Here is a 13456-nt window from a genome sequence, read left to right on the forward strand (position 1 = left end):
CTTAGCTATTTCGTAATTCTTTGTATTCTTTGGGAATTAAGAACTCTTTTGCGCGAATTTGTTGATCGTAAAATCCATGTTTAAATCCGAGCTCAAAGAGCTTATCTATCGCTTCATATTGTAGGTCACTCATCTCAATAGAGTTTTCATTGGCATACAATCCAAGGTACGTTTTAAGTGTGGTTTGGTCTACGCGAACTAAGTTTCTCTCCAAAAGCATTTTAGAGAGGATATTTTGATGCGTATGCGCAACATCCACAGCTTTTATCAATGCATCTTCGCATTCAATCGCTCGTAAAATCGGCATAGAACGACGTAATGCCATCCCTCCAAGCGGTAAAGGAAGGTCTTTGGGAGATAAACTTTTCCAGATATCCCAGACTTCCCTCTCGACAACCAGTTCATCACTAAAATTTAAAATACTCTCATGAATCAAAACCCCTGCATCAACTTCACCGCTCAAAACAGCCGATTCGATTTCTAAAAAATTCTTATAGATGATACGAGCCTCAGGATAGGCAATCTTAAATAACAGTGCATTGGTCGTGTAGGTACCGCTGAGTGCCACTTTGAAATTGCGCTTGAGCTTGGTCTCTTTTTTCTTGACAAGTTTGGGACCATACCCTTCGCCAAAGCTGACAGCCGTACGTAAAAGCGCATAGTCATTGCGGATTTTTGGATACAGTGCAAAGCTAATAGCGGTAATATCATAGGTGTTTTTAAGCGCTTCTTGGTTGAGTGTTTCGATATCAAGAGCAATATTGTCAAAGCTTAAATCTTCTAAACTAACCCAGCCAAATTTAACGGCATAGTACATAAAAATATCATCGGCATCGGGTGAATGCGCTACGGTAATTGTCTTCAAAAATATCCTTAAAAAAGTGTTAGGTTTATTTTAACATATTCCATATTGAAATATTTTGAGAGTACGAAAACAAAATTTTATACAATCACTCCAAAGGGCTTTTTCAAGCTCGAAATGATACAATAATAACATTACGCAAAAGGGTAATTCATGCAAATCGATGAAAATAAGAAAAAAGCATTAGAACTGGCGATTAAACAGATCGATAAAGCGTTCGGAAAAGGTGCACTTGTAAGACTGGGTGATAAGGTCGTTGAACCTATCGCTTCGATTAGCACAGGTTCTATTGGGCTAGATTTAGCACTTGGAATCGGTGGTATTCCTCAGGGTCGTATTATCGAAGTTTATGGACCAGAAAGTTCGGGTAAAACGACACTTTCTCTTCAAATTATTGCTGAAGCACAAGCCAAAGGTAGCGTATGTGCATTTGTGGATGCCGAGCATGCCTTGGATGTTAAATATGCAGGCAACTTAGGTGTTGATATTGAAAACTTACTGGTTTCGCAACCTGATTTTGGTGAGCAAGCTTTGGATATCGTTGAAACACTTGCACGCAGCGGAGCGGTAGATGTTATCGTTATTGACTCGGTTGCAGCACTCACGCCTAAAAGTGAAATTGAAGGGGATATGGGCGATTCGCACGTAGGACTTCAAGCAAGACTGATGAGTCAAGCACTTCGTAAACTAACAGCGGTTGTTCATAAAATGAATACAACAGTCATTTTTATCAATCAAATCCGTATGAAAATTGGTACGATGGGGTATGGCTCACCTGAAACAACAACCGGTGGAAATGCTCTAAAGTTTTATGCTTCTGTGCGTATTGATGTTCGTAAAATTGCAACACTTAAGCAAGGTGAAGAGCAGATTGGTAACAGAGTAAAAGCAAAAGTCATTAAAAATAAAGTGGCGCCTCCATTTCGTCAAGCCGAGTTCGATATTATGTTCGGCGAGGGTATCTCTAAAGAGGGAGAAATGGTCGATTATGGCGTTAAACTCGATATTATTGATAAAAGCGGTGCATGGTTTAGTTATAACGAAACCAAACTCGGGCAGGGTCGAGAGAACGTTAAAGCATTTTTAAAAGAGAACAAAGAATTGGCTTTGGAAATTGAAGACAAAATAAAACAAGCCATTGGCGGCAATGTGATGGTAATGGCATGCGGCGCCGATGATGTAAAGGACGATGAATGATTTATATTGAAGACATTGCAGCAGATGAAGTTTTAGACAGCAGAGGAAATCCTACTGTTAGAGCTAAAGTAACACTCAGTGATGGAACCGTTGCAAGTGCTATTGTACCAAGTGGCGCAAGTACCGGTAAACGTGAAGCATTAGAGTTAAGAGATGCCGATAAACGCTATATGGGCAAAGGCGTTTTAAAAGCATGTGAAAATGTCAATACTGAAATTTCAGATGAACTCATTGGTTTAAGTCCGTTTAATCAAGCGGCAATTGACCAAGCGATGAAAACACTCGATGGCACGGATAATTATGGAAGACTAGGCGCAAATGCCGTTCTTGGCGTTTCTATGGCTGTTGCACGAGCATCTGCTTTAAGCCTTGGCGTTCCATTGTATCGTTACCTTGGTGGCAGCAATGCGATGACCCTTCCAACCCCAATGTTCAATATTATCAATGGCGGAAGTCATGCAAATAATAGTGTGGATTTTCAAGAGTATATGATTATGCCACTTAATTTTGAAGATTTTCCAGAAGCATTGCGTGCAGCGACAGAAGTGTATCATCATCTTAAAAAATTGATTGCTTCTATGGGTGAAAGCACGGCTTTGGGTGATGAAGGCGGTTTTGCTCCAAATCTTAAAGACAATGAAGAACCGATTAAAGTTGTAATGCAAGCTATTGAAAATGCAGGCTACAAACCAGGAATTGATATCGCCATCGCTCTTGATATTGCAAGCAGTGAACTTGTATGCGAAGGTGGATACAAACTCGAATCTGAAGACAGAGTCCTTAGTAGTGCCGAGATGGTTGCTTATTATGAAAATCTTTGTAATAAATACCCTATCGTTTCTATTGAAGATGGACTTAGTGAAGATGATTGGGATGGTTGGAAACTTCTGACTGAGAAACTCGGTTCAAAAATTCAGTTGGTTGGTGATGATTTATTTGTAACCAACACTAAAATTCTTAGCGAAGGTATTGCTAAAGGCATTGGTAATGCTATTTTGATTAAGCCAAATCAAATTGGTACGGTCACTGAAACAATGCAAACCGTTCGTTTGGCACAACGCAATAACTATAAATGTGTTATGAGTCATAGAAGTGGTGAGAGCGAAGATGCTTTTATCGCTGATTTTGCCGTTGCCCTTAACACTGGCGAAATCAAAACAGGTGCAACTGCACGTGGCGAGAGAACCGCAAAATACAATCGCTTACTTGAAATTGACAATGAACTCGTTATTGGCGAATATATAGGGAAACAACTCTTTTCTAAATGAGTGATGTTTTAGACGAATTTGAAGAAGAAGGAGAAGAGGGCGGAAGTTCTGCTCTCTTTTACCTTAAAATCATAGGATTAGTTATTGTTGTGATTGGCTTTGGATTGTACATCGGTGATGTTTTATTTGGTAAAAGCTCACTTGATGTCTTGTTAAATCTTCAAGCCGACAAAGATACTTTAACCGGAAAAATTAAAAACCTTAAAGATGAGAATGCGGTGCTGCAAAAAGAGTATTTTGAATTGCGGCAATTAGATCCTGACAAACGGTAATAAAGGGGAGCAAATGCAAAAGGTTCTTTGGCTTATACTATCTTTCATGATGATTGCAGAAGCGAGAGAAAATCCTTTTGAAACAACGATGTCTCCTACCGTTGTAGGTAAAACAACTCAAATACCTGAAACACGCGAAAATTTTGTCAATACAACCCTAAAGCTTCCTAGCAGTGCACGTATCTTAAAAAGTGCTACAGTAACCTTTCAAAATCTTGATGGCTCCATTAGTGAAGAGATTGTTGCTATTGATCAAAATGTGGATTGGCATTATCCTTTATTGCTTTCCAATCAAACATTAGAAAACAACGTGATATCAAAACCAGTAGCAGTCTCTCCGAGCCCTGTCTCTGAGATGAAAAAAAATATAGAAGTTAAGAAAGAACAACCTGCTATCAATCTGAAGCAAACAGAAAATACTCATTCGTATCAATTTACGGATACTATCTCTTTGCTTCCCAATGGAAACGAAATTTCAATTTTTACAAAAGAGAGTAAAATTCGCGATTTTTTAATTGCCGATCCTTACAAAGTTGTTGTTGATTTTAAAAAAGAGAGCTCTTTTGGAACGAAAACGCTTAACCTTTCAACACCTCCTTTTGTTTCTGCAACACTTGGCAATCACGAAGGATTCTATCGTATAGCTATTTTACTGGATGGGCATTATCGTTACGATATCTTGCCATTTAACGGTGGGTATATTATTAAATTGAAGTAGCAGAGAGATTACATGTAAAAATACTTTTACATGTAATCTTAGAGTTTATGCTTTTGGAGTTCGCTCTAATGGTCCGAGGTAGTGTTGTCTTGGACGTGCGATTTTCATATCGGGTTGCTCTTTGAGTTCAAGCCATTGTGCAATCCAGCCTGGTGTTCTACCAATCACAAAGATAACTGCAAACATCTCTTTTGGAATTTTAAGTGCTTGCAAGATAAGGCCTGAATAAAAGTCAATGTTTGGATAGAGTTTACGTTTGATAAAGTACTCATCGTTAAGGGCAATTTCTTCAATACGATGTGCAACTGCCATCAGTTCAGTATCTAATGAAAGTTCAGTGACGAGTTGCTTTTGAAGATTTTTCAAAATGGTTGCTCTTGGGTCAAAGTTTTTATACACCCTATGACCAAAGCCCATTAATCTAAATGGATCATTTGGATCTTTTGCCTTCGCAATAAATTTATCAACATTCTCAACCTTACCGATAAGTTCAAGTTGGCGAATAACCGATTCATTAGCACCACCATGTGCACGACCCCACAAGGCACCAATGCCTGCTGAAATAGCAGCATAAGGATGGGCATGGGTTGAAGCAACAACACGAACAGCTGTTGTCGAAGCATTTTGTTCATGGTCAGCATGCAATGTAAAAATAGTATCTAATGCTTTAACTTCAATCGGTTTAAGGTCAATATGATGGTGAGGATAACCCCGAATCATATACAGAAAGTTTTCTGTAAATCCCTTGTCCAAATCAGGATAAATAATTGGAAGACCCTGAGAATAACGATATGAAAATGCCGCAATTGTAGGAATTTTAGCAATAATTCGGTGTGCCATCTCTTTGGCTTCTTCTGGTGAATCCATATCTAAATGATCAAAATAAAACGTTGAAAGTGCAGAAACTGCGGCTGAGAGAATCGCCATCGGATGTGCATTATCGGGGAATGCATCAAAAAGTTTACGCATACTTTCATGAATAAAAGAGCGTTTTTTTAATTCAAACAAAAAGTTTTTGTATTCATCTTTATTGGGTAACTCTTTATGTAACAGTAAGAACGCTGTATCTAAGAAAGATTTCTTTGTTGCTAAGTACGCAATATCATATCCTCTGTACATGAGTTTACCAATGTCACCATCAATATACGTGATACGAGAACGACAACTGGCCGTAGATGTAAATCCTCTATCGAGTGTAAACATACCTGTTTCAGGATAAAAGGTAGAAATATCTACAACATCAGGACCTAAAGTAGATTTTAAAATAGGAAATTCATACTCTTTGCCCGTACGATTGTCCACAAGGCTAACAGAATCTTTACTCATACGCATCCTTTGTCAAATAATAAAATATTATATCAAATTTTATTTTGCTCGCTTAATAAATTGTAAGTCTTATTATATTAGAGAGAGGAATAATATAAAAGTTAGTTAAAAAGTTTTAGGAATTGCGTAGTACAAAGAGTACTACGCATGACATAATGTTGCTATTTCATAGCCAAGGCGTGTTATCATAGAGCGATCTCGCTCAGGGAGTTCACCTTTTGTTGTTAAGTAATCACCAATGACGATAGCGTCAGCACCCGCTTCAAAAATATCACAATCAGCACTTGTAAACGTAATTTCACGTCCGCCTGCAACCATTAATCGTGTGTTTGGAAGGGCCGCTCTTACTTCTTTAATAATATCAAGTGCTTCTTTTTCACTCAGAGGTTCTGCTTTAAGCGGAAGGGCAGGATTTTGAATAAAAAAGTTTAAAGGCATCGTATCGGGAGTCAGAGATTTGACACTTTGTATAAAAGCAGTTCGCTCATCCTTGCTCTCGCCTAAGCCAAAAATACCACCACTGCAAAGTGACAATCCTACCGTATGTACATTGAGACAGGTTTGGTAACGTTCTTGCCATGAATGGGTCGTACAAATCGTGTTATAAAAACTTTCTGAGCTTTCTAAATTATGGTTATAGGAATTAATGCCCGCATCTTTAAGTACGCGTAATTGCTCTATCGTTGCTAAACCATTGCATGCAATCAGATGAATATCCGGTAATTCAGCTTTTACCGCACGAGCAGCTTCACAGACAAATGCGAGTTTTTTATCATCCAGCCCAAGTCCTGATGTGACTAAGCAAAAGCCAATGGCTCCATTTTTAGTGGCGTTGTGTGCTTCAAAAACAATTTGCTCAATCGGTTTGTATTTGTAACGCTCAATGTTTGCATGGTGATGAGCACTTTGTGTACAAAAGCCACAATCTTCTGCACAGCTTCCACTTGATATATTGCTAATAGCACATAAAAAGATTGATTTTTTCATTAATAAAGATTCCTTACATGTAAAGTTATGGCTTCTTGCGAACTGAAATTCGCAAGAAGAAAAGCGCCAAATGTGCGGCGGTTGTTTAGGTAAGTGTGTTTATGCATCCTCTTTGTGTTTACACTTGATGCATTCAAAAATTTCTTTTTTACGCAGTTCACGCTTTGACATAATATAACCACATTCAGGGCATTTTTTATCCGTTGGTTCATAATTGGAGATAAATTTGCATTTTGGGTAGTTGCCACAACCGTAAAATTTACCTCTGCGTGAACTTCGCTCAATAATAGCTCCGCCACATTCAGGGCACGGAATTGCTAGTGTTACTTTTTCTTTGGGAGCTGTTTCGCTGACTTTTTTGAGATTTTGTGTGTATTTACATGTAGGATAAGTACTGCATGCGATAAACTCACCAAAACGACCTTTACGTCTCACGAGCTCTTTGCCACAATCTGGGCACATTTCACCTGTGAAAACGACAACTTTTTGGCTCTCAATATTGGTTTTACCCTCACTGACTTGTTTCTCAAATGGTTCGTAAAAATTCCATAATGTTGTTTGCCAATTTTCTTTATCTTCAGCAATCAAATCCAGTGTTTCTTCCATCGTGGAGGTAAATGATGAATCGACTATTTGAGGAAAATGTTTTTCTAATAGCTCGGTTACACTAAACGCTATTTCACTAGGAATCAGCTGTTTCTTTTCAATCGTAATATAATCTCGTGCTGTTAAGACGGAAATCGTTGGCGCATATGTTGATGGACGACCAATGCCAAGGCTCTCTAGTTTTTTAATAAGACTTGCTTCTGAGTAACGAGAAGGTGGCTCGGTAAAATGCTGATTGGCATCTAGTTTACTTAAGGTCACTTCTTGTTTAAGCGCAAGGTCTGGAAGCAATTTGTCTTTATCGTTATCGCCGTAAACTTTGTAAAATCCATCAAATAATAGTTTTCGACCACTGGCTTTAAATTTGCCGCTTTGACTTTCAAAAAGAAGCGTTTGTGACTCAAAACGTGCATTATTCATTTGAGACGCTAAGAAGCGATTGTAGATTAATGCATAGAGTTTGAGTTCATCCGCTTTGAGATACTCTTTGGCAATCTGCGGTGTAAACGCTAATATCGTTGGGCGAATCGCTTCATGCGCTTCTTGTGCCCCTTTACTTTTATTGGCGTAATAGCGAGGTTTTTCAGGGAGATACGCTTTGCCATAGTGTGTGCTAATTTGTTCTCGTGCCGCCTCAATAGCCTCTTTTGAAACATTTAACGAGTCAGTTCTCATATAGGTAATGACACCTTGCACACCTTGATGTGTTTGCACGCCTTCGTAGAGTGTTTGCGCAAGCATCATCGTTTTTTTAGGGGAAAAACCAAGTGCACTAGAAGCGCTTTGTTGCAACGTTGATGTCATAAAAGCGGGGCTTGGGGAACTTTCACGCTCTTTTTTCTCTAAAAGAGCGACGTGAAATGTTTCGTTAAGCAACCGTTCTTTGATTGCATTGGCAAGAGTAGCATTGGTAATGCTCATCTTTTCAATTTTTTCGCCATCAAATTCCACTAGGAGTGCTTCGATATTTTGATTGAATAAAGCGTCAATACTCCAAAATTCTTCTTCTTTAAATGCTCTTATCTCTTTCTCCCTGTCTACCACGATTTTCAGTGTAGATGATTGAACACGCCCTGCGCTGAGTCCTTTTTGAATCTTCGACGAGAGCAGTGGCGAAAGTTTATAACCTACGATGCGGTCTAACAAACGTCTGGTTTGTTGCGCGTTGATACTACTTTCATCTAAAATTCTCGGATTTTCGAGTGCATGGGTAATCGCATTTTTCGTAATTTCATGAAAAACAATACGCGGAAGCGATTTTGGGTCTTTGCCGATAGCTGTGGCAATGTGAAAACCTATGGCTTCACCTTCGCGATCCTCATCGGTTGCGATATAGACTTGATCAGCACTCTTGGCTAAGTCTTTAATTTCTTTGACCACGCTAGCATGATCTTTTGGTATCCGATATTCTGGAATGAACGCTTGATTTTCAATCTTGATGCCAAAACTACTTTTAGGAAGATCGCGGATATGACCCTTTGATGCAATAACAGTGTAGTTTTTACCTAGAAAATTTTTAATCGTTTTCGCTTTGGTTGGTGATTCGACAATAATGAGGTTTTTCACAATTTTTTCCATTTTACATGTAAACATTTTTGTGTATTCTATCTAAAAAAAAATCTTTTTAAAAATAACGTATAAAACTAAAGTTTTTTTTTGAGTGTCCGATTTTGTTTTCATCAAAGGCAAGGAAGCCTGAGAAATACAAAAAGATAAAAGGATTTATCATGAGTTTCCGTATTAACACTAACGTTGCAGCGTTATCTGCACAAACAAGTCTTACTAAGACTAACAACGCTTTGAGTAGCTCACTTTCTAAGCTCTCTTCTGGTTTGAGAATCAACTCTGCGGCTGATGATGCATCAGGTATGTCAATTGCTGACTCTCTTCGTTCACAAGCTAACTCTCTTTCACAAGCTATCTCAAATGCGAACGATGGTGTTTCCATCTCTCAAATTGCAGATGGTGCGATGGATGAACAGATTAAAATTCTTGACACTATCAAAACGAAAGCGACACAAGCTGCACAAGATGGACAAAGTACAAGTTCACGTAAAGCGCTTCAATCAGACATTTCTAAATTGATGGATGAGCTTGACAACATCGCTAGTACAACATCTTACAACGGTAAAAGCCTTCTTTCTGGTACATTTACCAACTCTCAATTCCAAATTGGTGCGTATTCAAACCAAACTGTAACCATGAGTATCGGTGCTACAAGTTCTGATAAAATTGGTCAAACACGTTTTGAGACAGGTGAAATGGGAACTTCAACAGGCACTGTGACCATGACATTCTCAGCAGCAACAGGTGCTGATGTTACGATTGCTTCTGTTATCATTAGTACCAGTGCTGGTACAGGTGTAGGCGCATTAGCAGCTGAAATCAACAAAAATACTGATGCTACAGGTGTTAGTGCGAGCTGGAGCTTAACTCAAACGGGTACAGCGGCTGTTGCTTCTGGTACAATCAGTAACTTAACGATCAATGGTGTTACCATTGCATCTTCTCTTGATGTTAAGAAAAATGATAGCAATGGTGTTTTGGTTAATGCGATCAATCAATACTCCTCTACAACAGGTGTTACGGCAAGTATTGACTCTAAAGGTCAATTAGAGCTTACATCAAGTGATGGACGTGGTATTGAAGTTTCTGGTTTATCTGGTCAAGGTAATATTGCCGATAATACTTATACTGGTCGTTTAACATTGACAAAATCGGGCGCTGCTGATATTAGTTACACTGTCGGGACTGGTGAGACGGATATCTTTAATACATCTGCAAATGAAAAAAGCGTTGGTCTTAGAGATATGATGGGTACTATTAGTTCTTCTATCGCTGAAGCAATGGGTGCATTTAAAAATGATAATGTTGTTGGCGCTGGAGAAGATATCGGTGCGGGTGTTACAACGTATGCAGGTGCTCAAGCAATGATTAAAATTGCTCAAAGTGCACAAGAGACATTGGATAGTATTCGTGCGAACATTGGTTCTGTGCAAAACCAATTGACATCAACAATCAACAATATCTCTGTAACACAAGTAAACGTCACTTCTGCGGAATCTCAAATCCGTGACGTTGATTTTGCTCAAGAGTCAGCGACTTTCTCTAAAAACAACATCCTTGCGCAATCAGGAAGTTATGCATTAAGTCAAGCAAACTCAGTACAACAAAACGTTCTCAAATTATTACAATAATTTGAGGTTGTTTCCTAGAAAACGTTCTTAAACTACTTCAATAGTTTAATCAAGTAGCGTACGCTACGAGAATGTTTTTGTGAGGGCTGATGAGGAGACTCATCAGCCCTTTTTTTATCTACGTATCAAAATCAATAAGGTATAAAAATTGCTTTAAAGCATGGAAGAAAACGCATAAAGGGTTTGTATGGATTTATATGAAAAAAATATCACTGTTTTAGAAAATATCAATCCCTCACTCGCTTCTTTGGTCGCAAAAGGACATACTGAACTGTGCTATGCAGTGTTTATGGATGAAGGTAATCTAGCTAGTTTAAATCTGATTCATAATCAAACGTTCCAACCTCTTTATGATTCTAGACCCCAAGAATTCATCGCAGAACAAAAAGCCTCGTTTGTAAAATTTCAAGAGTATCCTTACCTCTATTTTTTCGGTCTTGGTAATGGGATATTGTTGAAAGATTTATTGAGTAATCCTCATCATCAAAGAATCGTTGTTATTGAGCCTGACCCACTTATCCTTTACGTTGTTTTTCACCTGATAGATTTTACAGAAGAGCTTGTCCAGAAGCGTTTAATTCTATTGGGAGATGGACAAGTAAACTTCCCAACAATTGCGGCACTTTTTAGAGAAACAACGACTCAACGTTACGTAAGGTTGTATGATTTGCATGTTATGAGTCCCTATTATGAGACTTTTTTAGCAAGTATTGATCATACCAATCATTGTTTTATTGAAGCAATTCATCATACGATTGTGTTAGCAGGCAATGACACAAAAGATGCCTTAATCGGTTTAAAACATCATGTGACCAACACAACGTTTATTCCTACAACACCACCTTTGTATGATTTGTTTGCCAAAGCTAAAACAACGGATGTTGCGGTACTAGTATCAACGGGACCTTCTCTAGGAAAACAATTAGAATTATTAAAAAAAGTGGCTCCTTATGTCACTGTTTTTGCGGTTGATGCTAGTTTACCAATATTGATTAAAAATGGAATTAAACCTGATGTCGTGACTTCTATTGAGCGTGTATCGCTTACAGCTCGTTTTTTTCAAGCTGTCCCTCAAGAGAAGATGCAGGACATTATTACGGTTTTAAGTTCTTTGCAGCATGTGGATGTCATTAACAGCGTTCAAGGCGGACAAAAGGTTATGAGTATCCGACCTTTAGGGTATATGCGACTTACAGGACCCAAAGAGTGGGGGTATATTGGCATTGGCATGAGTGCTGCTAATATGGCGTATGAACTTATTTATCATAGCCAATTTAAAATATGTATTTTAATCGGGCAAGATTTAGCCTATGGCAATGATGGAAAAAGCCATGCCTCAGGACATGTCTTTGGGGAAGACGATGTCAAGCAAAGTGATCTTGATGGTTGGACAACGGCATACGGTGGTCAAGGTCGAGTCAAAACAACCGCTGTTTGGAATATGTTTCGAGGATTTTTTGAAAAAGATATCGAAGAGGCAAAAGACAGAATGCTTACCATCAATGCAACAGAAGGAGGAGCGCAAATCTTTGGCGCACAAGAGCTTCCTTTTGCAAAAGCGATCTCTTTACATGTAAAAAAAGTGAAGTCTAAAAAACCTATTAGACTGCATGCGTTAGATGCTTCCCAACAAAAATATATCTTGCAACAGAGTATGGGCAAAATTGAAGAGATTGAACAGTACATTAACGTGCAACAACAAAAGACAGAAGCACTATTCTTAGAAGTGGCAACACTGTGTGATGTTCCTGATTTTGAGCAAAATAAATCCACCAAGGATTTTGAAGCGCTTTTTCAAAAAATTGCTCTCTTTAGAGAAAGCTTTAAAGATGAAATATTTGATAAAGTTATATGGCATATTGCGCAAACAATGGTACTAGCACAAGAAATAACCATCGCACCGATGGAAGTTATGTATGCACCTGATGATATTTCTAAAAAAACGAAATATAAAAATCTTCTACTCGCTTATAAAGGATGGCTTTTTTCTTTGGCTGGCTGCATGGATGCCATCAATAAAACAATTTCTTATGCCAAAGCAAGATCGCTCATTTATACGATAGACACCATTGACGTCATGCTAGGCGATCAAAAGATTGATACCATTACATGTAAAACAATGAAAGCGCAAAATGGGCGTGTTTTTGATGTAGATATGAGGGGAATACTGTATGATGCCCCTGATGCATATTTAGGTAAAGCATTGGTGTTTAAAGATGCTCTAATTGGAAATGTACTACCAGAAATGTTTGTTTGTGTCATTGGTCGAGACGATAAACAATACAATGAATTACGATTTGTGGCAAGTTTGGAAGAGCCAATCGATGAAGAAAAAATACGTGATTTATATTGTCCGAATACAATTGGTTTCTTGGCAACGGAAGAGAATTTAGAAGATAAAGATTTCGTAGAATATATTAGAGAGTTGATGAAAAGATTTCCTAATGTAGAGTTTAAAGCTTTCTACTTTAATACTAAACCAAAAGAAGAGATAAAACAAATATGTAAAAATTCAATCAAGAATATTGAAGTATATTTAATCAAAGATATTAAGGAGATAGCTTGTTATATAGAAATATTTATCTGGAACAAGCCATCTCTAGAGCTAACCATTGCTTCATATTTGCAAAAATATTATCCTTATATCTTTACCACATATTCTTATTTAGACATACAAAAAGGTATGACATTGAGTGAATTTGATGATCAGGAAGCATATAAAACAAATAGACTATTTATGCTAATTGATAAAAAAATAATTCAGCAATATAATCATAGTTTTATATTACTCAACTATCAAAGCCTTTTTGATGAATTGGAAGAGTGTAATTATAAGATTGAACTTTCTGGCAATGCATATAATTTTTTTGCATTCGATAATATTAAAGTGGCTTTAGATTGTAAGGAATATAAAAGATTGCGATTTTATAGAAATAAACTACTTACGAAAAGATGATAGAAATTTATATACAAGATTCTAAAAATTTGAATATAAACCGAATAATGATGATTGAAAATATCTT

10 protein-coding genes are annotated in these 13456 nt (G+C 37.7%); 6 read left to right on the forward strand and 4 right to left on the reverse strand.

The genetic code is table 11. The annotated features are described in order from the left end of the window. Position 1 precedes the first annotated feature (1 nt). The gene (locus tag AC5SLP_RS10995) at positions 2 to 865 is read right to left on the reverse strand and encodes a menaquinone biosynthesis family protein (protein ID WP_495255200.1); all 864 of its coding nucleotides are present in this window, start codon (positions 863 to 865) and stop codon (positions 2 to 4) included. Between the two features lie 156 nt (positions 866 to 1021). Between AC5SLP_RS10995 and recA the strand changes: the two genes are divergently transcribed. The 4 genes from recA to AC5SLP_RS11015 are packed head-to-tail and all read left to right on the forward strand — an operon-like array spanning position 1022 to position 4317. Further along, positions 1022 to 2059 (forward strand): recombinase RecA, encoded by a 1038-nt coding sequence (recA, locus tag AC5SLP_RS11000; RefSeq protein ID WP_495255314.1) that lies wholly within the window; start codon positions 1022 to 1024, stop codon positions 2057 to 2059. Next, a complete protein-coding gene (gene eno / locus AC5SLP_RS11005) occupies positions 2056 to 3327 on the forward strand; it encodes a phosphopyruvate hydratase (protein WP_495255201.1) in 1272 nt (423 codons plus the stop codon). The genes recA and eno overlap by 4 nt, the downstream gene beginning before the upstream one ends. Beyond that, entirely contained in the window at positions 3324 to 3599 is a 276-nt protein-coding gene (locus AC5SLP_RS11010) for a septum formation initiator (protein WP_495255202.1), read from the forward strand. The genes eno and AC5SLP_RS11010 overlap by 4 nt, the downstream gene beginning before the upstream one ends. 13 nt (positions 3600 to 3612) lie before the next feature. Then, positions 3613 to 4317, forward strand: coding sequence for an AMIN domain-containing protein (locus AC5SLP_RS11015; protein WP_495255203.1), 705 nt, complete (start codon positions 3613 to 3615; stop codon positions 4315 to 4317). 45 nt (positions 4318 to 4362) lie between these two features. Here AC5SLP_RS11015 and AC5SLP_RS11020 read toward each other — a convergent pair whose 3' ends face one another. From AC5SLP_RS11020 to topA, 3 genes are all read right to left on the reverse strand, one after another. Continuing rightward, on the reverse strand, positions 4363 to 5643 hold the full coding sequence (locus AC5SLP_RS11020; RefSeq protein ID WP_495255204.1) for a citrate synthase: 1281 nt from the start codon (positions 5641 to 5643) through the stop codon (positions 4363 to 4365). A gap of 141 nt (positions 5644 to 5784) precedes the next feature. Beyond that, a complete protein-coding gene (locus AC5SLP_RS11025; RefSeq protein WP_495255205.1) occupies positions 5785 to 6630 on the reverse strand; it encodes a biotin synthase in 846 nt (281 codons plus the stop codon). Positions 6631 to 6729: 99 nt separating this feature from the next. Next, positions 6730 to 8805 (reverse strand): type I DNA topoisomerase, encoded by a 2076-nt coding sequence (gene topA / locus AC5SLP_RS11030; RefSeq protein WP_495255315.1) that lies wholly within the window; start codon positions 8803 to 8805, stop codon positions 6730 to 6732. Positions 8806 to 8963: 158 nt separating this feature from the next. On the opposite strand from topA, the gene AC5SLP_RS11035 reads away from it, so the two are divergent. Further along, on the forward strand, positions 8964 to 10433 hold the full coding sequence (locus AC5SLP_RS11035; RefSeq protein WP_495255206.1) for a flagellin B: 1470 nt from the start codon (positions 8964 to 8966) through the stop codon (positions 10431 to 10433). 187 nt (positions 10434 to 10620) lie between these two features. Next, positions 10621 to 13389 (forward strand): motility associated factor glycosyltransferase family protein, encoded by a 2769-nt coding sequence (locus tag AC5SLP_RS11040; protein ID WP_495255207.1) that lies wholly within the window; start codon positions 10621 to 10623, stop codon positions 13387 to 13389. The last annotated feature ends 67 nt before the right edge of the window (positions 13390 to 13456 follow it).

This window comes from Sulfurospirillum sp. E15m, assembly GCF_059415145.1.